This is a genomic window from Paraclostridium dentum (genome assembly GCF_012922555.1).
Lineage (GTDB): Bacteria > Bacillota > Clostridia > Peptostreptococcales > Peptostreptococcaceae > Paraclostridium > Paraclostridium dentum.
Genome location: NZ_WIPK01000004.1, coordinates 110285 through 136230, shown reverse-complemented (window position 1 = coordinate 136230; position 25946 = coordinate 110285). Strand labels below are relative to the sequence as shown.

Genomic DNA, 25946 nt, shown 5'->3' with positions numbered 1-25946 from the left:
ATTTGTGCAAGGGGCCTTTTTTATTTATTATCTATTTCCGTGAATTAGTAAAAGATATGAAGCTCCAGCTAGTTTAGGACACATAGAATTCTTAAAGTTTATTTTACCGACTAATTTATTTTCTTTATAAACAAAACCATTATTATCAACATTTCCAATAGGAGCTAAGTTGGAGTTGTTTGAGTATACAAACCCATCATCATCTATACTTCCTACAATATTGTTGAAGTTATCATAAACAATGTTATTATCAACTTTTCCAATAGGACAATTGTGATATAAATGATTATGAACTATATTGTTTGCATCCAACCTAGCTACAGGTTGACTGTTATAAGGGAATTTTATTATTTCAAACATAATTAGGACTCTCCTTTTAAAATTTAATATATTATATTTAATTTTATTAAAGGTGAATTTCATTTATGAATAAATTCTGAAAATTTAAACGAAATCATAAGTATAGTACCATGTAATATTACTTAAATCTGTATTAAAAAGCTCATATTCTTTGCTTAAAAAAGGCAAATAGACTTTTTTTGCTGAGTATACGCCTAAGTTGCCTGCTATATCTATATTTTTGAAAAGTTTACTTGCAAAAACTATCCCTCTAGCGTCTCTCAACTCTATATAAAAATTAAATAAGTCAGCTATAGCAAAATTTTTTAGGTTTAATATATATCCATCTAAATATAGAGTATCACTTGATTCTTTTAAACTATTAATTATTAGATTTACAGTATTACTTTGGGTATCAAATTTTGTACAGTAATATAATTCTTTAGATGTAAATTCATTTCTAGAATAAAGACTGTTGTAAATACTGTTATACAAGTTAAAACTAGCTAAACTAAAATATAGATTATTTTTATCAACTTGATTTTTATTTTTTATCAACTTGTGGATTTGTTTATTCTCTATAAACATTGCATTTTTTAAATTTGATTTTAGGTCTAAATTAACATAGTATTCATCTGATAAGTTAGGTTTATTTCTTGAAATTATTTGGAGTTCACTATTTAAAAAGTTAATGTTTTTTAAATAATTATTTATGTTGTTTTTGGGCAAGTTAGAGTTGTTTAGAATAACTGTCAAATATTTTAAAAAATCTTCTTGACGACACAAATGGATTCACCTCCTAAATCAAAGCGATTATATAATATATGTTAAAAAAGTAATATTAGTTCTGATGTGTGATATAATAAATAGCTATAAAAATTTAATTTAGTAAAATAAGGTGGTAAAATGGATAATAATTTTAGAAAATTTAATTTGAATAAATATATAACTAAAGCGCTTTTTAACATGGGATACTTACAACCGTCAAAAGTTCAGGAAGAAGTGGTTCCAAAACTTTTAAATAAAGAAAATATTGTAGTTAAATCAAGAACCGGAAGTGGTAAAACAGCGAGCTTTGGAATTCCTATATGTGAGAATATAAATATTGAAAATAACAACATACAAGCGTTAATAGTAGTTCCAACAAGAGAATTGACTCTTCAAGTAAAAGATGAAATTTCAAATATAGGAAGGTTAAAGAAAATCAGATGTAGCGCTATATTTGGTAAACAGCCAATAAAAGAGCAAATTTTTGAGTTGAAGCAAAGAGTACATATAGTTGTAGCAACTCCTGGAAGAATAATTGACCATATAAATAGAGGCACAATAAGTTTAAAACAGCTAGAATATTTTATTATAGATGAAGCGGATAAAATGTTAAATAAAGGTTTTGTAGATGATATGGAATTTATATTTAACAATATTCCTACAAAGGCTACTACCGGATTATTTTCAGCTACGATAGGTAAAGAAATAAGCCATATATGCGAAACGTATATGGGAAAATATAATCAAATTATTATTGATGAAAATTGCATTTATAAAAATAAAATAGAAGAAAATTTGATGTACTCTAATGAGGAAAATCGATATGAAACTTTAAAAAATATTATATATACTTTAAAACCTGAAACCACAATCATATTCTTAAACACCAAAGATAGAGTATCTGAATTATATAGAAAGATGAAAAAAGATAAGTTTTTAGTAGAACAATTACATGGTGATATGTCTCAAGATAAAAGAATATTCACAATTAAAGATTTAAAAAATGGAAAATATAATGTATTAGTAAGTACAGATGTAGCTAGCAGAGGTATTCACATAGACGATATATCCTTAGTAATCAATTATGATGTTCCTAGGGACAAGGAGAATTATGTGCATCGAATAGGTAGGACTGGAAGGCATGATCGATATGGGAAAGCAGTGACTATAGTAAGTGATAAAGATAAAAAATATATAGATGAAATAAAAGAATATATAGGGTATGATATAGATGTTTTAGAAGATACGACAAGTGATAAAATAAAAAGTGGAAAATATGAGTTTGAACAAAAATCAGCAGCAATTTTCAAAAACAGAAGAAAAGTACATAATAAAGAAAAAATTCATAGTGAAGTAACAAGAATATATTTAAATGCGGGTAAAAAGAAAAAAATAAGAATTATAGATATAGTAGGGACATTTAGCAATATAAAAGGAATAAACAATGAAGATATAGGAGTAATTGAAGTTCATGACCTGTATTCATATGTTGACTTATTAAATTATAAAGGCGAGAAATTCCTAAAAGAATATAACCAAATAAATATAAAGAAAAAATTAGTAAAGGTAAGAAGAGATAATAAGATGTAATATTGCAAGATATGTCAAAATACGCTATAATTATGAAGGTTAATTAAAAAAATAGAAACGAAGAAGTATATCCTGTATGTGGGCACCTGGGATATGCGGAGTTAGTGGTGCAACCGGCTATATTTATTGAATATAAATATAGCCTTTTTTATTTAGCTTATAAAAATTGAAAAAATAGAAACGAAGAAGTATATCCTGTATGTGGGCACCTGGGATATGTGGAGTTAGTGGTGCAACCGGCTATATTTATTGAATATAAATATAGCCTTTTTTATTTTAAATTATGAAAATTGAAGAGAAATAGAGACGAAGAAGTATATCCTGTATGTGGGCACCTAGGATATATGGAGTTAGTGGTGCAACCGGCTATATTTATTGAATATAAATATAGCCTTTTTTATTTAAATTATGAAAATTGAAGAGAAATAGAGACGAAGAAGTATACCCTGTATGTGGGCACCTGGGGTATACGGAGTTAGTGGTGCAACCGGCTATATTTATTGAATATAAATATAGCCTTTTTTTATAAAAAATTAAGATGAGGTGATTTTGTGAGAACAAAAAAAAGGTATAGAATGCTTAGTATGATTGTGATATTAAATCTAATACTAAACATTATATCTCCAGGGATGACAGTGTTTGCTGAAAACAATAATGTTAAGTTGACATTAACAAGCAACAAGACAAAATTGGAATCAGGGGAACAAGTTGAGTTTAATTTAAATTACGAGGCGTTAAATGGGCCAGGGAGTATAAAAGCAGGAGACACAATAACATTTAAATTGCCGGATGTATTTGAAAATATTCAACCTAAATATCCTCCAGAACATTTTAAAAATGTAACTGTAGATGGAACAACTGTCACAGCTGTGTTTAGTGAAGGTGCAAATGATGCAATAGGTGGATACATGAGTGTAAAGGCTACAGCTAAAAATGTTGAAACTAACACAACACAAAGAGTTGAAGTTAACTTAGATGGTACAGTTCAATATATTGATGTGGAAATAGTTCCTCCAGATGAAAAACCGTCAGTAGATCCTCCTACTGTAACTGATAGACAAATTTATAAAACTGTTGATAATCCAGATGGATATGATGGTTATGAAAATGGAACATTAATAAACAATATAAATAACCCTGTTATAGGTAAAAAAGTAAAATATAGTATATATGTTAATGAAAAATATGCAACTATGTATAATGCATATATAAAGGATACTATTCCTAATGGAATGGAGTTAGTTAAAGATTCTGTAAAAGTTTATGAAACACAATATGGGAAGCCAGAGAAAGATGTAACAGAAGATTTTCGAGGAAAGATAAATACGCAAAACGATTCAGTGAATGTAAATTTTGGAACTACCTATAATAAATATAGAGTAAGTTATAGTGTTATAATAAAGCAAAATATGCAACGTTATGATAATGTTGTTGATTTAATTAAACATGATGAAACATTATCGTCAAAAGCAATAGTAAAACCTAAAGACGATGGTAAGATGTTAACCAAATACAGTAGAACTAATGAGACAGCAAAAGATGAGAATGGAAATACAATAAATATAGTAAATCTTAATGACAATAAGGTTAAATATACACTTGATATAAACCCTAATAATCAAAGTGTAACAAATGCAATTATTGAAGATAACATTCCAGATGGAATGAAATTAGTAGATGGAAGCATTATGGTAGGTACATATGATATATCTGATAACTTTGAATGGGTAACAGATAAAATGAAAGATAAGATAAAATTTGAAAATAATAAGCTAACTGTTAATATAGGGAATACAGATAAGCACTATTTAATTTATTATGACTTAGAAGTTACACAGAGACAAAAGGCTTACACAAATAAAGCTAAATTAAGTTATGATAATACATCTAAAGATGTTCAAAATGTTGTAAGATATGAAATGAATGCAGGGGCTATAAATGCACGAAAAAAAGTAGATAAGACATTAATTAAAAAAGGTGATAATCAAATAGTAAATTACACAATTGATTTTGATTGTTATGGATATTTTGATAAGGGGTATTTAAATTTAACAGATAAGTTAGATCCAGCAGTTGAAATTTTAGGGGTTGATACTCCAGAACACTTTAATGTAAACATAGATAAAGAAAGCAATACTATAAAAATTACCAATGATAAAAAAGAGATAGAATATGGAGAACCACTTCAAGTAAAAATAAAAACGGATTTTTCTAAAGTAGAAGATGGAAAAACTGTAACTAATGTTGCAAAGATAAACAACTCTACAACTAATAAAGTTGAAACGAAAAAAGGTTATAGATTTACTGCAAAAAAAATTGATAGTACAACAAAATCCCCACTTTCAGGAGCAACTTTTAATTTAATGGATAGTAATAAAAAGGTTATAGCTACATTAAATAGTGATTCAAATGGAATACTATCACACTCAATAGATAATCCAGGAGTATATTATTTAAAAGAGACAAAAGCTCCTAAAGGATATAACTTAGATAGTAAAGAGATAAAAATTATTATAAATGAAAATCAAATAGGGACTACTGTAGATTTAGGAAATATACTAAATACACAATCTGATCATAATGCAACTATTAAAAAAGTTGATTCAGATAATGAAAAAAAAGTATTAGAAGGTGCTGTATTTGAAATTCAAAATTTAAGTGGAAGCAAGATAACAAGTGTAACAACGGGTAAAGACGGAATAGCTAATTTGAAACTTTCACCAGGTAAATATAAAGCGGTTGAAAAAAAGGCACCACAAGGATACATTTTAAATACTGATCCTATACAATTTGAAATAAAATTAGATTCCGATTCAGATATAAACTTAGTTGTTAAAAATGATGCAATAAAAGGAAAGATAGAAATAACAAAAACAGATTCAAAAGATAGTAAAAAGGTATTAGCAAATACAGAATTTACAATATTTGATAGTAATAAAAAAGAAGTAGCGAAAGCTATGACAAACAAAGAAGGAAAAGTAGAATTCGATAACTTAGGATATGGAAGCTACTATTACCAAGAAACAAAAGCACCAGAAGGATACACAATAGATAGTAAAATGTATCCATTCGAGATTAAAGATAATAACCAAGTAATAAGTAAGACAGTATCAGATGATAAGATAATAGGAAAAATAGAGATAACAAAAACAGATTCAAAAGATAGTAAAAAGGTATTAGCAAATACAGAATTTACAATATTTGATAGCAATAAAATAGAAGTAGCGAAAGCTATGACAAACAAAGAAGGGAAAGTAGAATTCAATAACTTAGGATATGGAAACTATTATTACCAAGAGACAAAAGCACCAGAAGGATACACAATAGATAGTAAAATGTATCCATTCGAGATTAAAGATAATAACCAAGTAATAAGGAAGACAGTATCAAATGATAAGGTAATAGGAAAAATAGAGATAACAAAAACAGATTCAAAAGATAGTAAAAAGGTATTAGCAAATACAGAATTTACAATATTTGATAGCAATAAAAAAGAAGTAGCGAAAGCTATGACAAACAAAGAAGGAAAAGTAGAATTCGATAACTTAGGATATGGAAACTACTATTACCAAGAAACAAAAGCACCAGAAGGATACACAATAGATAGTAAAATGTATCCATTCGAGGTTAAAGACAACAATCAAGTAATAAGTAAGACAGTATCAGACGATAAGATAATAGGAAAAATAGAGATAACAAAGACCGATTCAAAAGATAGTAAAAAAGTATTAGCAAATACAGAGTTTACAATATTTGATAGTAATAAAAAAGAAGTATTAAAAGGGATAACAAATAAAGAAGGAAAAATAGTATTTGATAACTTAGAATATGGAAACTACTACTACCAAGAAACAAAAGCACCAGAAGGATATAAAATAGACGATAAATTGTATCTATTTGAAATAAAGGAACAAAATCAAGTAATAAGTAAAATAGTTACAAATGATCCTATCGTTATAGAGGAAATTAAAAAGGATGATTCGAACTCAAATAATGAAGAAAATATAACTAGTTCAAATCAAGTTAAGGAGGATGTTCAAAAAGATAAAATAAATACATCTAATAACAAAAGTAGTTATGAATCAAACAGTTCAAGTAGTCCACAAACATATGATACTAGCATGTTACCGTATATAGGGTTATTTACAATTTCAACTATAGGATTAGCAGCAAGTACTTTCAATAAAAAAAGAAAGTAAAGGTTTAAAAATAAAGTAGAGTATTAATTTATTTTAGTACTCTACTTTTTATTTTATATACATTATTGATTGAAATAATAATAGATACATTTATACAAAAGAGTTTAACTTATTAGACTTGTAATATATAATAGTATTTGTTGTATCAAAAACTAAAATTAGAAATGATAAGGTGTGACATTATGGAAGAATTAAAGATTAAGATTAAAGAAATAACAAATGAAAAGCTTTTAAAAGTTGTTATTAGTAATAAGCTAAATAAAGATGTTAAATATAATAAAATTAATATTGAATTAAAGGAAAAAAATAATAAGGAATACTATCAGATAGAAAAATATACAGATAAACAAGTTTTTCATGAAAATATAGAGTTAGAAATGATAGAAACAAAATTATTTGAAATGACTTTTGAGAGTTATAAACAAGTAGCTGCTTGGTCTGAAAACACTAATTATGATTTGAAAATATCTAAGAAAGGCAAGGTTTTTCTAGGTAAGAAAAAAAGCAGTAATGAAAACTTAGTAAACAAAAGTCATAATAGAGAAAAAAATTATATACTTAAAGAAGGTATGTTAATACAGCCTTTAATAGATTTAGGGGTATTTACAAAAGAAGGAAAAGTAGTTAAATCTAAATACGATAAGTATAAACAAATAAATAGATTTATTGAAATAATTGATGATGAGATAAAGAAAAATGATTATAAAGAATTGACTATATTAGATTTTGGATGTGGAAAATCATATTTAACATTTGTACTTTACTACTATTTTGTTGAAATAAAAAAAATAAATGTAAAAATGATTGGTTTAGATTTAAAAGCAGATGTTATAAAGAAATGTAATGATATAGCTCAAAAATATAATTATGAAAATTTAAAATTTGAACTTGGAGATATAAATGGATATAAGTACACTGATAATGTGGATATGGTTATAACTTTACATGCATGTGATACAGCTACAGATTATGCACTTTATAATGCTGTGAAGTGGAATACAAAAATGATTTTCTCAGTGCCTTGTTGTCAGCATGAATTTAATGAACAGATAAATTCTGATGAGTTTTCGATATTAACTAAGTATGGGATTATAAAGGAAAGAGTATCAGCTCTTATGACAGATGCGGTTAGAGGAAATTTATTAGAAGCGTTGGGATATAAAACACAAATTCTTGAATTTATAGATATAGCACATTCGCCTAAAAATATTTTAATAAGAGCTTCTAAAGGTTCTATTTCACAAGAAAAGAAAGAGAGAGCAATGAAAGAAGTTGATAATCTTATAAAAGAGTTTAATTTAAATCCAACTTTACTAAAATTATTAAAAGATGATAAATTAATATAAAGAGAAAAAGGAATCAATTATTTTAATTGATTCCTTTTTATATGTCGAAATACTTATCTCCAAGACTTTCTATACTCTTAAGTACTTTTGCATAATCATTGCCTTTTTCTGTCAAATAGTATTCTACTTTAGGTGGAAGTTCATCGTATACTAATTTACATATTAAATCATCGTTTTCCATTTCTTTTAATTTTTCATTTAGAACTTTATGGCTTACACCACAAGTAATTCTCTGTAGTTCTAAAAAACGTTTAGGACCTTCTAGTAAGTGACATAGGATTATTACCTTCCACTTTCCTCTAATTACTTCAAAAGCCAAATCTAATTTACAAACATACTTTTTACCATCTCTAATAATCAAAATTATCACAACCTTTATTGGATCTTTAATATATTTTAACCTATAAAACAATTTAACATAATACTAACTTTTTAGTAAGTACTTGATTATAATATAAATTAATATTAGTATAATTAAATAAGCAATTATTAATTTATATAGGGAGGATTATATATGAAATTTAGATTTTGTCACAATAATATAAACGTATTAAATTTAGAAAAAAGTTTAGAGTTTTATGAAAAGGCACTTGGGCTTAAAGAAGTAAAAAGACATGAAGCAAAAGATGGAAGTTTTATACTATCTTATTTAGGAGATGGAGAAACTACACATACGTTAGAACTAACATGGCTTAAAGAATGGGATAGAGCATATAATTTAGGAGATAATGAGTTCCATCTAGCATTAAGAGTTGATGATTTTGATGCAGCTTATAATTTACATAAAGAAATGGGATGCATTTGTTTTGAAAACAAGGATATGGGTATATATTTTATAGCAGATCCAGATAATTATTGGATAGAAATTTTACCTTCAAAATAGTCATAAAGTCGATGAAAAAACCAGCTAAAGGTGCTTATAAGTATATTTAGCTGGTTTTTTATTTTAAAATAGATATAAAACTATCATTCATTAAAAATAAGCACATATATATTTTATTAGAATGATTAATTGGGAGGTGAAATTTATAAAATATCCAATTACAGTCCAATATGGGAAGTCAATATTATCAATTTATGAAAAAATGGATAATTCTATAGATATAATAAAGGACTATCTAGCATTTAAAATTCTAGATAATCAAGAATTAAACAGCTATATTCTAGATTCCTTAAGGTCAAAATACCCTGATACTAAAATAACATATAATGAATCCAATAGTTTTGACCAAAACTTAAATAGTATTTCTATATCGTTAAATATTGAAGATAATGTAAAAAAATTTGAAAAAAGTAATATTGAAAGCTTTATAGATAGTACTTTAGTAACTACTAAAAATTTAAATATAGATACATTTGTAGAGATTAAAAAGTGTTATGAAAGTAAATTATATATTAGATTAGAGAAAAGCAAAGAATTAAAATTAAATATAGATAAATATCAAAAATCAATAAAAATAAAATTATTTTTAGCAAATAATCAAAGTTTAAAGTTAAATATTATAGACCCTTCAAATTTAAAATTCCAAGATATAGATATAAATTCCAAAGAAAAGAAATTTCAAATTAAAAATAATAAATTAAAGGTATGCGCAAAAGAAAAAAATGAAATAAATATAACTTTAAAATCAGAAAACTTTATAAAAAATGGAACTTGGAACTTAAAACTTAAGGAGTATAATAAAAGTAAATGTATGGAAACTTTATTTAGATCAAATGAAAAAATAGAAAATAATGTAGAAGATAGAGATTTTCCAAAGGCATATATAGATTCAAATAAATTTGAACCAGTATTTGTTATATATTATTATCCAAAGTATGAAGAACAGTTAAAAACATTAGAAAATATATTTAAATTTTACAAATTATCAGATGGAATGGGAATTCTATTTGTGCAAAAAGATAGATTTAGTGAGATAGGGAAATTATATTCCTTTAGATTTATATATAAAATGCAAAAATATGTAAAAATGGTTCAACTAACTAATATATCTCAAGGAATAGAAAATGGATATACTGCAAACGAGGAAATAGGTGCTAACTATTTTAAGACAAATCCAAATATAAATATCGATGGAAAAGGTGTAGCGATAGGCATTGTAAACTCAGGAATAAACTATTTACATCCAGACTTTATATATCCTGACGGCACTTCTAAAATTTTATATCTATGGGACCAAACAAAAGACGGAAAGCCTCCAGAAGGATTTAGTATAGGGACAGAATACACTAGAGAGGAAATAAATAAAGCAATAGCTGAAAAAAATCCTAATTTATCTACTGATGAAGAAGGAATAGGAACTGCCTTAGGGGGAATATGTGCTGGACTAGGAAATTCTAATAAAGCTTATGCTGGAGTTGCAGAAGGGTCTGATTTAATAGTTGTTAAATTAAAAAAAATAGATGGGTTTTATAATAATGGAACTTTTTTAAGTGGGATAGACTACAGTTATAAAAAAGCAAAAAAATTAGATATGCCAATAGTTCAGAATATAACTTTAGGAAGTAATAATTTGCTTTCTCCAGGAATTGGATTTATGGATAATGATTTATTTTATGAATATAGAGTATGTGAAGTTGCGGGAGCAGGAAATGAAGGAAGTGGAAGAACTCATACAATGGGAAAAATAAACTTTACTGGAGAAGTTAAAGATATAGAAGTTGAGGTAGCGGAAGACGAAGAAGAAATAGCTATTGATATATGGGTAGATAAGCCAGATAAACTAACTGTATTAATTATATCCCCGTCAGGTGAAGAAAGTAAGACAGCAAGGGTATCAAATTTAAATGTACTAGAAGGCTTATTTGACCTAGAAAATACATATTATTCTATATGGTCAACGTATCCATTGTATTACTCAGGCCAGCAAATAACATTAATAAATCTAGAAGGTGTAAGTAAGGGAATTTGGAAGATAAGATTGATAGGAGAATCTATAACAAGTGGCAATTATCATGTTTATTTACCTAATTATTTATTGCTAAAACCTGGAACCAAATTTAGAGATGGAAATCCAAATTACACATTAACATATCCATCTGTATATAAGGACTCTGTTTGTGTAGGAACTTATAATAGTTTAAATTCGGGAATATGGACAGAATCATCAAGAGGACCAGTAATAGGAACCATAGGAAAAATTGAAAATCCAGACTTAGTAGCTCCAGGGGTAAATATAATAGCGCCATATGAAAATGATAAATATGCATTAGTAACTGGAAGTGGAGTCGCATCATCATATACAGTTGGATGTATTGCTCTAATAATGGAATATGTACTTTTCAAAGAAAATTATAAAGACAAAGCTGTAGTACAAAAAATAAAAACATACTTAAGAGCGGGAGCTAAGAGAGATAGTAAAATAAGATATCCAGATGTAAGTTATGGATATGGAGTCTTAGATATAAAAAATACTTTTGATCAAATTAAATAGTTAAGGGGTGATTATTTGGATTTATCATACATTGCTATATATAATGGAAATGAAGAAGAGCTGAAAAATCAGTTAAGCCAAAATAATCTAAATAATTATATTATTTTAAATAAAAAAGCTGTTGCTATATATGTTGATAAAAATTTTGATGAAGAGATTTTTCAAAAAATTGGATGTATATATGATTGGGGAGTATCCACTCATATGAGTTCACTTATAGAAATAAACTTAGATAGTAAAAACGGGAAATCAGCGAGAGCTATTTCGGGTACTGATTATATTGATAAAAATCCATATATAAATCCAACAGGAAAAGATACTATTATTGCAATTATAGATTCGGGAATAGATTATATGCACCCTGATTTTATAAAAAAAGATGGAACTTCAAAAATAATATCTATTTGGGATCAAAGTTCTAATAAAGGAAATTCGCCTGAAGGGATAAATTTTGGAAGCGAGATTACAAGAGAACAGATAAATGAATATATCGCTAAAAAAGATTCTAGCTTAACTGAAGATAAAATTGGTACAGGAACACTAGCAGCTGGGATAGCGGTTGGATTAGGAAATGAAAACTCAGCTTACAAAGGAATTGCAATAGATAGTGATTTAATAGTAGTTAAACTAAGAGAAGAAGTAGGTGTATATAAAGAGGGTAGGATAAGTTATGCGCTTAGTGATTTTTTAGCAGGAATTAAATATGTTACGGATAGTTTAAAAAAACATCAAAAAAATATGGTTATAAACTTAACCGTAGCAAGTAAAAGTGAAGGAGTTGTTGAAACTACACTCTTAGAATCTTTTGATAGCTTAACTATACCTGGAGTGATTATTGTATGCGGATTAGGAAATGAAGGAAATACAGACACTCACTATAGGGGAAATATAAACAGTGTTAATGAAGTTGTAGATATATTAATTCAAGTTGGAGAACAGAAAAACTTAGATATAATAACATCCTGTGTTGGGCCGGATAAAATAAGTGCGTCTTTAATATCTCCATCAGGAGAATTAAGTTATGATATAAAATATTCACCAGATAGGTTTATATATAAAGGACGATTTAATATAGAAAAAACTAATTATGAGATGAAGTTTTTATATCCTTGGCTTAAATCAGGAACAGAAGAAGTTGTAATAAATTTAAAGGATATAAAACCCGGTATTTGGACTTTAAGGTTAAAACCGGAATTTTTAATATCTGGAGAATTTGATGTATTTTTACCAAATAAAAATTTATTAGATAAAGACACAAGGTTTATAAATTCAAATTCATTTTCTACAACAACATGGTTTGCATCAACTGAAAATGTATTATCAATTGGAGCATTTAACAATAATACTGATAGTATATGGATTCAATCTTCAAGAGGAACATTGAATCAAAACCCTTTAAAACCAGATATAGTAGCGCCTGGTGTAGATATAATCGGACCGTATAAAAATAATAAATATGCAAACGGAACGGGGACTGGGATAAGTAGCTCTATTGTGAGTGGGATTGCATCTGTTTTAATGGAATATATAAGCTCTCAAAGTGAACTTGGAAGAAACTTATTATTTACAGAAGTAATAAAAACATATTTAATGATAGGGGCAGATAGGCAAGACATATATAGTTATCCAAATGTTAACTTGGGGTATGGAGTCTTAAACTTTAAAAAAACTATGGAAAATATAGCAGACAATTTAAGATAATAAAAGTGTTTGAATATTAAAATTAATATTCAAACACTTTATTTTTTTTAGATAAGGGTATTATATATAAAAAGAAGACAATATCAAAGGGAGAGCTAAGAGGATGCGAAATAAAAAGCGAAAAATTTTTTTAGGAGTGATAATTTTTTTGACACTATTTGTCTTCATGCTATTTTCTATAAAAAAATTAGATACACAGAGCAACCAACAAGTTAAAAAAATAGAAAATAGTGAAGATAAAGTTAAAAATGCAGAAGGAAAAAATTTGACTTTTTTTAGAGATATAGCTGGAGTTAAAGCAACAAATGCAGAGTTGATAGACAATCCAGTCGGTGTAAAAGGTGAATTTTTAGTTCCTGAAAAATCTATTTTAAATGGAATAAATTACTTTTTAAAAGAGACAAAAAATGAAAAAATAAGTAATGTAAATATACATATAGAGAACCAAGAAATAATTGCAAAAGTTGATTACAAAGTAAATAAAAGTATAACAACTCCAATTGAAGTTAAGTTTTTGCCAATTGTAGATCAAAATAATAGTTTGATTTTGAATATTAAAGAAGTTAAATTATTAGATTTAAAGTTATATGATTGGATAGTTGACATAGCATTGAAAAGTTTCATAAAAGATTGGTTTTCTAAAGATAGCAATATAAATGTTAAATTTGAAAAAGGAAATGTTGTAATTGATAAAAATAATTTTAAGGGAGTTATATTAAAAAATATATTTTTAGAATCAAAAGGTGTAAAAATAAATATGATTGTAGATTTTAATTATATTAATAATTAAAAATACTATGCTCAAATTTGAGCTTAGTATTTTTTATTTTTTAGAATATATATATTTTTTATGAGGAAAATAAATAATATATAAGAAAAATTTTAGGAGGACCACGATGAAGAACAATGCATCTAGATTTATATCAATTTTTATTGCTACCATTATGTTACTAACAATAACATCTTCAACAATATATGGAGTTGATAAAAGCTATAAAATTTCTTCAGCTCCACCTCAAATAAGCAAGGAGTTAAAAGGTAAAGAAGAATTAATAAAATATTTTAATGAAATAAAAAGAATAAGAAATAACATGAATACGATAAGTATTAATGCAGAAACAGCTAAGCAAAAATCAGACACTATACAAAAACAAATCACATCATATTCATCAGAGCTAAAGACAATTTTAAACCTATTAGCTAGATTTAAAGTTGTATATAAAGATTCACCATCTGATTTATTTGTGGCTAATCAAATTGAAATAGTTGCATTTATATTAGATTCGTCATTGCAACAGCAATCACTTTTAGTAGAGAGATTAGCCCATGGAGAAGCTACAGACTTGTTTTTCTCTGAGTATTTGGTAAGTATATATTACTATTTAAACATAGCAGATGAAATGATGAGTTATCTCGAAAGATTTTATGGTGTTAAATAGATAAAGGAATATCTAACTTTTTAAGTTAGATATTTTTTTTGATATTGATAATATCGATATATTAGTTTTTAATTATCGATATTATCAATTTGTAGAAAATTAACATATATTGTAATATGAATATGTAATATTTAATAGATAAAGAGGTATAGCTATGGAATATAAAATTAATAAAGATCAAATGACGCCAAAAGAAAGAATGGAAGCTTTCTCCAAGGGAGAGCCAATGGATAGAATTTTATGTTCACCTTTTTTAGGTGAAAGTGTATCATCTATATTTGGGCATACAATATATGAATATAATCACTCAGTAGATGCGCTTGTAGATGTAGCAGTAGGAAGCTATGAACTATTTAGACCAGATAGTGTAGGATTTGGACCAGGATTACAAGGGATTCCAGAAGCTATGGGTAGTGAAGTTACATTCCCAACAAACAATACACCATACATAAGTAAGTCTGCTATAAATGATTATAGTGAAATAGGAAAATTAAAGCCTATAGATCCTTATAAAGATGGAAGAATAAGATATTTTTTAGAAGCTTTAAAAATAACTCAAGATAAACTGAATTCAGTAGTTGGTGTTGGAACTTCTGTTGGAGGACCATTTACTACAGCTTCTTTTTTAAGAGGAACAGATAAATTTTTAAGAGATTTAACTAAAAATAAAGATCAGGCTCATGAATTATTAGAGCTTTCAACTCAGAGTGTTATAAACTATATAGATGCAGCATGTGACATTGGGCTTGCCCCAAGCTTAGCAGAGCCAAATGCATCATGTACTATGATAAGTGAGAAAAACTTTGTAGAATTTGCAAAACCATACTTAAAAAGATGTATGAATAGAATTGTTGAAAGAACTGGAAGTGGAACAACTTTACACATATGTGGAAAAACTAAAAAGGTATGGGGACATATGGTTGATATCGGAATATCTAATTTAAGCTTAGATAATGTAGATGATATTGGAGAATTAAAAGAGGCTTATGGGGATAAGGTTTGCTTAATAGGTAATGTTGACCCTGTTGAAACTATAATGAGAGGTAGCATTGAGGATATATATAATGAAGCTAGAGAATGTATAAAAAAAGCTCACGATAGTAAATGTGGATTTATATTAAGTACAGGCTGCGATGTCCCAATAGGAACTGATCCTAAAAAAATTATAGCATTAATGGATGCTGCCAGAATATTTGGAGCATACCCAATTAACATAAAAAATTTATAGGGGGAATATAAACATGGAAAACTTAAAAGAATCTTTATTAAATAAATTAGCTTCATGTGTACTTGAAATGGAAGATGAAGAAGTTATAGATGTAGCAAATGAATATATAGAAAATGACTTTGATGCATACGAAGGTATATCTAAAGGATTAGCATCAGGTATGGAGGAAGCTGGAAAACTATATGAAGAAGAAGAGTATTATATACCTGAATTACTTTTATGTTCAGATGCAATGTATGAAGGTATTAATATATTAAAACCACGTTTACAAAAACATCAAACAGGAGAGCATTATAGAGCTGTAGTAGGTGTTGTTGAAGGTGATACTCATGATATAGGAAAGAACTTATTTAAAATAATGTTAGAAACTTCAGGATTTGAAGTTTTTGATTTAGGAAGAGATGTTCCACCAATAGATTTTGTAAACAAGGCAAAAGAAATTAATGCTGATGTGGTAGGAATGTCTACTCTTATGACAACTACAATGGATAACATGCAGGTAGTAATAGACTTATTAAAAGAAGAAAATATGCGTGATGATGTAATTGTCATGGTAGGTGGAGGGCCTATATCACAAAGTTTTGCAGAGCAAATTGGAGCAGATGGATATGCTCATGAAGCTTCTAAAGCGGTAAAACTTGCAAAAGATTTAGTAGATAAAAAAAGAGCCACAGTTAAAGAGGTGGTATAAATGAACCCAAAAGAGCGACTGTTTAAAGTTTTAAAAAAAGAAAATGTAGATAGACCACCATGCATATGTCCTGGGGGTATGATGAATATGATAATTGAAGATGTTATGGATATAGAGGGTGTAACTTGGCCAGAAGCTCATTTAAATCCAAAAATGATGGCTGACTTAACACAAGGTATGTATAAAAACAAAGCATTTGAAAACTTTGGAGTTCCATTTTGTATGACGGTAGAAGCTGAAGGCATGGGAGCTACTGTGTATATGGGAACTAAAAATACAGAACCTAGAGTAACTGAATATCCGATTATGTCTAGTGAAGAATACAAAAAATTAACAAATATAAATGTTAATGAAGGAAGAGCAAAAGTAGTCGTAGATGCTATTAAGATTCTAAAAGAAAGAAATGAAGATGTTCCAATAATTGCAAATTTAACAGGACCAGTTAGTTTGGCATCATCACTACTTGAACCTATGATATTTTTTAAAGAAATAAGAAAAAAACCTGAAATGATTCATGAACTTATGAACTTGGTAACTGATAACCTTATAGTTTTTGGGAAAGCTCAGCTTGAAGCAGGTGCGGATATCTTAACAATATCAGATCCTAGTGGTACAGGAGAAATATTAGGGGCTAAAAACTTTAATGAATTTGCAGTTCCGTATTTAAATAGAATAATAGATGAATTAAAAGAATATGCAAATGGGGGAACTATAATACATATATGTGGAAGGTTAAAAAGCATATATAAAGAATTAAACTCATTACATAGTGATGCAATTAGTTTTGACTCAATAACTAGTGTTAAACAAGTTATTGAAAATGTATCCAACAAAGCAATTATGGGAAATGTAAGTACTTTTGCACTTGAAAATAGTGATACAGAAAGTTTAAAAACTATGTGCGATTCATGTTTGAAAAATGGAGTAGATATAATATCTCCAGCTTGTGGAATAGGAGTAAGAACTAAATTAGATAATATACAAGTTCTATTAGAATGTACAAAAAATTATAGCAGATAAAGAGGGATTTTATGAGTCTTTTATATGATGGGGACAAAAGTTATAAATTTGAAGTCGGGAGAAATCTTTTAGATATAATACAAAGTAATAACTTAGGTATGGAAAGTCCTTGTGGTGGAAAGGGACTATGTGGAAAGTGTAAAGTTAAAGTTTTAAGTGGAAATATTAATCCTTTAACTAATGAAGAATTCAAATTTTTATCTAGAGATGAAATTGATAATAAAGTAAGGTTAGGATGTTTGGTTTATCCTGAAGGTGATATACACATAGAATTTTTAGATAAAAAAAATACAAATCATAAGATATTATCAGATGGCTACATGCCAAACTTTGAAAAAAAACCACTACTTAGAAAAGAAGTATATTATATAGAAAAGCCTACTCTAGATAATAACATACCTTATGAAGAAATACTTGAAAAACATTTTAAATGTGATTTTAAAGATGATTACTACTTATTGAAAGATATTCCTAATATATTTGAATGTGAAAAATGTACAGGAGTGTATATAGGTGAAAAATTAATAGGAATAGAGGCAAATGATACACAAGATAAACTGTATTCAGTTGCTATAGATATTGGAACAACAACTGTGGTTTGTTCATTAATTGATGTTAAAAGTAAATGTGAAATAAGTTCTGAAAGTGAAATAAATCCACAAAAAGAATATGGGTTGGATGTTTTATCTCGTATTCATTTTATTAAGAACAAAGAAAATGGATTAGAAACTTTACATAAATTAATTATAAATTGTATAAATGATTTAATAAAAAAACTATGTAGTAAAAATTCTATAAATGAATCTAATGTATATGAAGTTTCAATAGCTGCAAATACAACTATGATGCATGTATTATTAAATATTAACCCTATGTCTATAGGGAAATCTCCATATTCACCTACGTTTGTGAAAAGTAAAAATATTAGAGCTAAAGACTTAGGTATAGAAATATCTAAGTTTGGAAGCGTGTATTTACTTCCAGGCGTATCTAGTTATATAGGAGCTGATATTGTAGCCGGTGTTTGTGTTAGTAACTTAAAAGAGACAGATAAAAATGTATTATTTATAGATATAGGTACAAATGGAGAAATGGTTTTATCTAAAAAAGGTGAGTTGGTATCTTGTTCATGTGCAGCTGGGCCTGCGTTAGAGGGTATGAATATTAGCTGTGGAATGAGAGCTGGAGATGGAGCTATTGAAAATATTAAAATTGGAAATGAAATAAGTATCAATACTATAGGAAATCAGCAACCTGTAGGAATATGTGGAAGTGGAATTGTTGATGCAATTAGTGAATTAGCAAGAGTGAAGCTTATAGGAAAAACAGGACGTATAGCAAAAAAAGATGCTGTGAAAGATAATGAAAAAATAAGTCACTTAAGTGATTACATAGTAGATGAAAATAAAAAGAGACGATTTATAATATCTAAACTTGATAAGGAAATATCTATAACTCAAGAAGACATAAGACAAGTTCAACTTGCTAAGGGGGCTATTTTATCAGGTATATACGCATTGGCAGATCAAGTTAATATGGAAATAAATGAATTAGATGAAGTAATAATAGCAGGGCAATTTGGTAAACACCTAAGTATAGAAAGTTTAGTGGGGGTTGGTATAATACCAAAAGAGCTTAAAGATAGGATAACATACATAGGTAATTCTTCAAAAACAGGAGCTATTATGAGTTTATTATCTAAGGATATTAGAAAAAATATGGATTTTATAGCAAGCGATATAAATTATTTTGAACTATCCACAAAAGAAGGATATGAAAGATTATTTACAGACTGCTTAAAATTTTAAAAGGTGATTGAATGATAAAAATAGATATAGTCTCTGGATTCTTAGGTTCTGGAAAAACTACGCTTATAAAAAAAATGTTAAATGATAATAAGAATGAAAAAGTTGTAGTTTTAGAAAATGAATTTGGACAAATAGGAATAGATGGAGAACTTATAAAAAAAGATGGACTAGAAGTTATAGAACTTCAAAATGGATGTATATGCTGTAGTATAAAATTAAACTTTAAAAACACTATAGAGGAAATTATAGAAAAACTTAATCCGAATAGAATAATAATAGAGCCAACTGGAGTAGGTTTGCTAAGTGAAATATTAATAATGATTAATGATAAAAAGCTTAAAAAATATTTAAAGCTAAATTCTATAATTACTGTGGTAGATGGAGTTAATTATTTCGATTATATAGATAATTTTGGTGAATTTTATGAAGATCAAATAAAAAATGCTAAGACAATAATAATAAGTAAATCTCAACTTATAGATAATGAAAATTTAAATAGTGTAATTAATTCATTGAAAAATATAAATGAAAACTCATACATAATTTATGAAGATTGGAATAGTGAAGAATTTTATGAATCAATTAAAAATATTAATGAGTTAGCTCATTTTAGCGATGAAGATATAAAAAAAATAAAAATTAAAGATATAAGTGAAAGTATGAAAGAAATCTCATCTATAGCTTTAATGCCTATTAAAACATACTCTATAAAAGATATAGAAAAAATCTTTGGAATTTTAGAAACAGAGTCTTTAGGTAAAATAATAAGATGCAAAGGTTTTGTAAATAGTGGAAATAGTCTATTGGAGTTCAATTATGTAAATGGAAAATATGACATTAAAAAAAGTTGTTTAAAAATTTGTCCTAAACTTTGTATAATAGGAACAGAGTTAAAGTTTGAAGAATTAAAAAAGGCTTTTATATAGGGGGAAATATGGAAAAATTAGAGTTTAAATGTGATCAGATAGATAATGAAAATATACCACTAGAGATAATACAGGGTTCTAATTTAAGTTTTCCTAATTTACATAAAAATGCCAATGATATAGCATACATATCTAAAAGTTTAAAAGATTATAGAAAAGATAGTATTTGCAAGTTGCCATTTTGTACTACAGTAGAGGCTGAAGCTTTTGGGGCAAGTATAAACTTAGGAGATGAAAAAAACTGTCCGAGGTCAAGAGATTATACATTTTCTAGTTTAGAAGAATTATCTAAATTAGATAATATAGATTTTGACAACGGAAGGATAAAAGAAGTATTAGAATCAATAAGTATACTAAGTTCAAAAAATGAAATAGTAACTTTGAATGTTTGCGGACCTATGACAATTATATCTTTACTTGTAGACTTAAAGTATTTTTATAAAGGGGTTAGAAAGAACCTTGATTGTATAGATAAGTTAATGAATACTATTGAGGATAATATAGTTAATTATATAGTTAAAGGATATGAAAAAGGAGCTAAGATAATATCTTATAGTGACCCAGTAGGAGATCTAAATATTGTTGGCCCAAAAGTATATGAAGAAGTAGTTAGTGAAACAACTATAAACATATTAAAGAGAGCCTCAGAATGCGTTGGAGAAGGTGTAATACATATATGTGGGAAGACATCTTCGGCACTTTTTAATTTAAATAAATGCAAATTTACAAAAGTTGAATATGAAAGTGGTTTAACCTATGGAGAAGCTATCTGTAATATGATAGAAAGTAAAAAAGTCAAGATTATAGGTAACAATTGCATGAAAAGGACTCAATATAATTTGAAAAATTCACAAATTTATATAGTAGAGATTAATTAAAAAAGAAACTGCAATCAAATTTTAATAAAATTTGATTGCAGTTTCTTTTTTAGTTTGAACATACTAACTTTGAAAAGTTTTGAGCAATTTTTAAGTTATTAAAGATTTCGTATATGTTCATAAAAATTAACTTATCATCTAAGTTATCAATTGAATATAATTCTTTTAACATATCATCCTTACCTAATTTTCCATCTATATACTTTTGCATTTTAATAGAGGTAGCACATATATCTAATGATTTAACTCTATCATTTGAAATACTATTTTTTAGAAGTATTAAATTACTCATTATAACTCGCTCACTATATAAAAACTTATTAATTTCATCACAACGTATTGTATTATTATTTATACTAATTTTATCATTTGTTAACCTATTAGTTAAAACTAGTTCTCTTAAATCATAGCTGTCAATTTTAGAATGATATAACTCTTTAAATTTTAAATCTTTTAATAAATTAACTATTTTTTTATTTAAATCAAGGGAGCTATTTACTAAATTAAATGTAACATCTTTAATTTTATAAGGGAAAATAACTCGAGTAGCTATAAATGCCAAAATACATCCTATCAAAATGAATTTTATCCTATCAAATGATAAAATATTAAAGTTATTGTGAGTAGAACCTATTCCTAATGCAAATATTGTCATGAAGGTCATTCTTTTAGAATAGTCCTTAAAGTAATTACTTATATAACCGCAAAAGAATGCTATAAACATTTTTGCATCTACATTTTTTACAATATGGAAAGTCAATTCAAATATAAACACCCCTATAAGAGTACCTTTTATCCTATCTATCATTTTCGACTCACTAGACTCTATGTAAGGCTGTATGACTGAAGCTAAAGTGAAAACTAGCCATTTACCTTCATATAATTTAAAGTAATTAACAATAAAAGCTCCTAAACTAACGCATAAAGCGATTCTAAATGCAAAAGTAAATCTAAGTGAATTTCTATTAAAGCGTCTTTTTATAATTTCTATATCTTTTACCTTACCAGGAACTCCATATTTTTTATCACTAGTAGACAATCCTCCATTTATTATATTTTTTAATATATCATCTAAAAGAGTCATATTTTGCTTTAACTCATAGGCTATATAGTTATCAAATTCATTTTTATTATCTTTATGAATATATGTATATACTTTATCTTTTAAATCAAGTAGACCTATTTCTTTATTTAAAAAGCGCAATATATCTAAAAATAAATATTTTAAAATCTTTAACTCATTAGTATTACTTTTAAGATTATTTTTATCATCTACTATTTTTTCTAAAATAGAATTAGCACCATCTAATATTTGAGTAATACATAAATAAAGTCTACTTGTATCTGAAATTAAAAAAGTTTTTTCTTTTCTAGAATATAGTGACTGAGATAGATTTTTTAAATCATTATCTAAAGTAAAACTAATTTTTTTGAAATCATCGAAGTTTTCTTTAGCAATTAAAATGTCTATTTCATCAACTATTAATCCTATGTCTTTGCATAATTGCTGATTTGATTTATTCCAAAACTTATTTTTATTAGCAATCAATTGAACAAACATTATAAGTAAAGCCGATAATATTAAGGCTTCAATCCTAACATGTATAATGTATGATTTAATAGGAAAATAAACCATAAACAAATATCCTAAAACAAAGGGCATATATATAGGCTTAGTAGTATCATATGTAAATATATAAACTACAGCAAATACAATTAGAAAAGTGGATATTAAAGTTAAAGTAGGAGATATTACGGCTATAAAAGCACAAGCCCCTATTGATAATTCTATAATGATAAACTTAATTGTATTTTTTATAGGGTTTATTGTATAGTCGTTGTCTATTAAATTAATAGCAGCCATAAACCCTGTTATTCCAATTAACATATTATCCATTCCGAAAAATTCTTTAAAGAAAAATGCAGTAGGAATCATACCTATAAAAATAATTGTTTTTGATATTATGCTCTTCATGTTTCCACCACCTAAAAATTATGTATAGTAAAAAGATTACCCATATTAATTAGTGACAAAACTATCATTACATACAAATATACACATATACTATTTTGATAGAAGAATTTATTGAGGGGGGATTTTTATATATTGTAAAGCTATTTTAGAATATGATGGATGCATTGTTAATATATATGAGAAAATTGAAACAATATCAAAGTTTTTAGAAAAAGACATAAATATACACAATTATATAGAATCAAAATACAAAATAGGGATAAAAAACTCTATTAAATATATTAAATCTATTTTAATACGCATAGATAATTCCAATAGAAATATGAGTATATTTAACTTAGAAGAAGAAGTTGAACATATACTAGATAAATCAAAAATTTTAAATATTCCAGTTATGGTAGATTTAAAAGAAATAGAAAATCATTCAGAGGAAATTGATATATTAACACAGAAATATAAGCATAATTTTTATATACAAAAAGAAATAAAGTTAAAAAAAGATGAAAAATATTTAAAATGTGAATTAACTATAAAAGGAGATATAAGTAATTTAAGTATTGATGTATTAAATTTAGATGATACATATATAGATATAATTAATCCATATAAACATCATTTGAAATCATTAAGTTTTAATTCAATAGGAAATAAATTCAATGTAGGAAATACAAGTATAGATATAAGTTATAAAAACCAAAAAAATTTAAATATCAAAATGACTTCACAAAAATCTATAGAACAAGGAAAATGGACTTTTAATTTTAGAAAAAAAAGTATAAAAGAAAAAGATATAGAGATCTATATTAGAACGAAAAATAAATATAAAATAAACAATATATTTCTACAAGATGGGAATAAATCTTTAGTTCTTATGAGCAGGTATAATAAAATAAAAAGTTGTGATGAGAGCAGAGTTAACAGATATATAAGTTCTAATGAATACATACCTTTTTTTAATGTTCGTTTCACTGAAGATATATATGAAGACTTAAAGCATCTAGAAGGAATTGTTAAGCTCTATAAAATTCGTAATAATTTTGGAATTTTATATTTAGATAAAGATAATATAGATCAAGCTTCATATATTTATGGATTAAAATCATTAACCTCAATTGAAAGGCATATAAAGATGACTCAGTTAGCTAGTATAAATTTAAGTACTGAAAATGGGATAACAGCAACAGAAGAAATAGGGGCAAATTATTTTAAGACAAATCCTAATATAAATATAAATGGCAGCAAAGTTTTAATTTGCATAGCGAATTCAGGTATTGATTACCTACATCCTGATTTTATATATCCAGATGGGACTTCAAAAATTCGTTATTTATGGGATCAAACAAAAGATGAAAATCCACCAGATGGATTTAATATAGGAACTGAATACACTAGAGAAGATATAAATAAAGCAATAATTGAAAATAATAGAAATTTATCTGTAGATGAGGAAGGAATAGGAACTGCATTGAGTGGGATATGTAGTGGTCTAGGAAATGTGAATAATGAATATTCAGGAGTTGCAGAAAGTAGCGAATTGATAATAGTTAAACTAAAAAAAATAAATGGTTTTTACAATAATTCAATGCTAATTGCAGCTTTAGAATATTCATATGAAAAAGCAAAAAAAGAAAAATTACCATTAGTTAATAACATAACATTAGGAAGTAATCAAGCTGTTTCTAGTGGAGTAAGTACTATTGAAAGTGATAAATTTTATGAATATGGACTTTGTAATGTTGTAGCTGCGGGAAATGAAGGAAATGGAAACCACCATGCCACAGGAAGGATTAAATTTGAAGGAGAAGTAAAAGATATAGAAATTGAAGTACATGAGGATGAAAAAGAAATTGAAGTAGACTTATGGATAAATAAACCGGATAAATTAAATGTAATTATAGTATCTCCAACTGGGGAAGAAAGTAAGTTATCATATGTCTCAAATTATAGTGTAATGGAAGGACTATTTGATTTAGAGGGAACTAAATATAGTATTTATACAATATATCCTTTACCATATGGTGGTCAACAACAAACGGCGATTAGGTTGACCAATGTGAAAAAAGGAACTTGGACAATTAGATTAATTGGTCAGTATATAACGAATGGAATTTATAATTTGTATCTTCCAAATAAAGGGTTAACTAAATCTATTGTAAAGTTTAGTTCAAACAATCCAAAATATACAATAAATTTTCCTGGAGGATATAGAGATATGATAACTGTTGGGACCTATGATAGCATAAATAAAAGTATTTGGGCAGAATCATCAAGAGGACCTGTGATAGGGGTTATAGGTAAAATGATTAAGCCAGATATAGTATCTCCAGGGGTTAATATAATAGCTCCACATCCAGGGGAAAGATACTGTACTGTTACCGGCAGTTCTGTAGCATCATCTTACGTAGTTGGAGGCATTGCGCTAGTTATGCAATATACATTTTCAGACAGATATTATAAAAATAAAGCAGTTGTTCAGAAAATAAGAACATTTTTAAGAGGTGGTGCGAAGAGAAGCCATCAATTAATATACCCAAATGAAATTTATGGATATGGAATTTTAGATATAAAAGGAGCATTTGATCAGTTAAAATGATTTTTTAGGAG

Annotated in this window: 19 protein-coding genes and 4 riboswitches; of the genes, 15 read left to right on the top strand and 4 right to left on the bottom strand. The window is 26.9% G+C overall.

Features of this window, described 5'->3' with window-relative positions; all coding sequences use genetic code 11:
• Positions 1-27: 27 nt before the first annotated feature.
• Entirely contained in the window at positions 28-360 is a 333-nt protein-coding gene (locus GFJ41_RS09275) for a hypothetical protein (protein ID WP_035114854.1), read from the bottom strand.
• 84 nt (positions 361-444) lie between these two features.
• Positions 445-1125 carry a hypothetical protein gene (locus GFJ41_RS09270; RefSeq protein ID WP_170075183.1) on the bottom strand — a complete coding sequence of 227 codons (681 nt, stop codon included), beginning with the start codon at positions 1123-1125 and terminating at the stop codon, positions 445-447.
• Positions 1126-1245: 120 nt separating this feature from the next.
• Here GFJ41_RS09270 and GFJ41_RS09265 point away from each other — a divergent pair, with 120 nt between their 5' ends.
• The 3 genes from GFJ41_RS09265 to GFJ41_RS09255 all read left to right on the top strand — a co-directional run bounded on the left by GFJ41_RS09265 (position 1246) and on the right by GFJ41_RS09255 (position 8242).
• Positions 1246-2697 (top strand): DEAD/DEAH box helicase, encoded by a 1452-nt coding sequence (locus GFJ41_RS09265; protein ID WP_170075182.1) that lies wholly within the window; start codon positions 1246-1248, stop codon positions 2695-2697.
• A 44-nt stretch (positions 2698-2741) separates the two neighbouring features.
• Positions 2742-2825: riboswitch (cyclic di-GMP riboswitch) on the top strand.
• A gap of 39 nt (positions 2826-2864) precedes the next feature.
• Positions 2865-2948, top strand: a riboswitch (cyclic di-GMP riboswitch).
• Positions 2949-2990: 42 nt separating this feature from the next.
• A riboswitch (cyclic di-GMP riboswitch) is annotated at positions 2991-3074 on the top strand.
• A 41-nt stretch (positions 3075-3115) separates the two neighbouring features.
• A riboswitch (cyclic di-GMP riboswitch) is annotated at positions 3116-3199 on the top strand.
• Between the two features lie 49 nt (positions 3200-3248).
• Complete coding sequence (locus GFJ41_RS09260; RefSeq protein ID WP_170075181.1) at positions 3249-6896, top strand: SpaA isopeptide-forming pilin-related protein; 3648 nt, start codon at positions 3249-3251, stop codon at positions 6894-6896.
• A gap of 182 nt (positions 6897-7078) precedes the next feature.
• Complete coding sequence (locus GFJ41_RS09255; RefSeq protein ID WP_035117584.1) at positions 7079-8242, top strand: class I SAM-dependent methyltransferase; 1164 nt, start codon at positions 7079-7081, stop codon at positions 8240-8242.
• 37 nt (positions 8243-8279) lie between these two features.
• On the opposite strand, the gene GFJ41_RS09250 is transcribed toward GFJ41_RS09255, so the two are convergent.
• Entirely contained in the window at positions 8280-8603 is a 324-nt protein-coding gene (locus GFJ41_RS09250) for a winged helix-turn-helix transcriptional regulator (protein WP_035117583.1), read from the bottom strand.
• Positions 8604-8756: 153 nt separating this feature from the next.
• Between GFJ41_RS09250 and GFJ41_RS09245 the strand changes: the two genes are divergently transcribed.
• The 11 genes from GFJ41_RS09245 (at position 8757) to GFJ41_RS09195 (ending at position 21367) form a co-directional block, all read left to right on the top strand.
• The gene (locus GFJ41_RS09245) at positions 8757-9125 is read left to right on the top strand and encodes a VOC family protein (RefSeq protein ID WP_021433496.1); all 369 of its coding nucleotides are present in this window, start codon (positions 8757-8759) and stop codon (positions 9123-9125) included.
• A 202-nt stretch (positions 9126-9327) separates the two neighbouring features.
• Positions 9328-11676 (top strand): S8 family peptidase, encoded by a 2349-nt coding sequence (locus tag GFJ41_RS09240; RefSeq protein ID WP_170075180.1) that lies wholly within the window; start codon positions 9328-9330, stop codon positions 11674-11676.
• Between the two features lie 15 nt (positions 11677-11691).
• Positions 11692-13377 (top strand): bile acid germinant receptor pseudoprotease CspC, encoded by a 1686-nt coding sequence (gene cspC / locus GFJ41_RS09235; protein ID WP_170075179.1) that lies wholly within the window; start codon positions 11692-11694, stop codon positions 13375-13377.
• A gap of 166 nt (positions 13378-13543) precedes the next feature.
• Positions 13544-14167, top strand: a complete 624-nt coding sequence (locus GFJ41_RS09230) for a hypothetical protein (RefSeq protein WP_170075178.1) — start codon at positions 13544-13546, stop codon at positions 14165-14167.
• A 106-nt stretch (positions 14168-14273) separates the two neighbouring features.
• A complete protein-coding gene (locus tag GFJ41_RS09225; RefSeq protein WP_035117579.1) occupies positions 14274-14816 on the top strand; it encodes a hypothetical protein in 543 nt (180 codons plus the stop codon).
• Between the two features lie 154 nt (positions 14817-14970).
• Positions 14971-16044, top strand: a complete 1074-nt coding sequence (locus tag GFJ41_RS09220; protein WP_170075177.1) for a uroporphyrinogen decarboxylase family protein — start codon at positions 14971-14973, stop codon at positions 16042-16044.
• Between the two features lie 13 nt (positions 16045-16057).
• Positions 16058-16735, top strand: a complete 678-nt coding sequence (locus GFJ41_RS09215; protein ID WP_053831487.1) for a corrinoid protein — start codon at positions 16058-16060, stop codon at positions 16733-16735.
• Positions 16736-17755 (top strand): methylcobamide:CoM methyltransferase MtbA, encoded by a 1020-nt coding sequence (locus tag GFJ41_RS09210; RefSeq protein WP_148550048.1) that lies wholly within the window; start codon positions 16736-16738, stop codon positions 17753-17755.
• Positions 17756-17766: 11 nt separating this feature from the next.
• Positions 17767-19563 carry an ASKHA domain-containing protein gene (locus tag GFJ41_RS09205; RefSeq protein WP_170075176.1) on the top strand — a complete coding sequence of 599 codons (1797 nt, stop codon included), beginning with the start codon at positions 17767-17769 and terminating at the stop codon, positions 19561-19563.
• 11 nt (positions 19564-19574) lie between these two features.
• Complete coding sequence (locus GFJ41_RS09200) at positions 19575-20489, top strand: CobW family GTP-binding protein (protein ID WP_170075175.1); 915 nt, start codon at positions 19575-19577, stop codon at positions 20487-20489.
• A gap of 8 nt (positions 20490-20497) precedes the next feature.
• The gene (locus tag GFJ41_RS09195) at positions 20498-21367 is read left to right on the top strand and encodes a uroporphyrinogen decarboxylase family protein (protein ID WP_170075174.1); all 870 of its coding nucleotides are present in this window, start codon (positions 20498-20500) and stop codon (positions 21365-21367) included.
• A 49-nt stretch (positions 21368-21416) separates the two neighbouring features.
• Here GFJ41_RS09195 and GFJ41_RS09190 read toward each other — a convergent pair whose 3' ends face one another.
• The gene (locus GFJ41_RS09190) at positions 21417-23342 is read right to left on the bottom strand and encodes an FUSC family protein (RefSeq protein WP_170075173.1); all 1926 of its coding nucleotides are present in this window, start codon (positions 23340-23342) and stop codon (positions 21417-21419) included.
• A gap of 322 nt (positions 23343-23664) precedes the next feature.
• On the opposite strand from GFJ41_RS09190, the gene GFJ41_RS09185 reads away from it, so the two are divergent.
• Complete coding sequence (locus GFJ41_RS09185; RefSeq protein ID WP_170075172.1) at positions 23665-25935, top strand: S8 family peptidase; 2271 nt, start codon at positions 23665-23667, stop codon at positions 25933-25935.
• Positions 25936-25946: the final 11 nt, after the last annotated feature.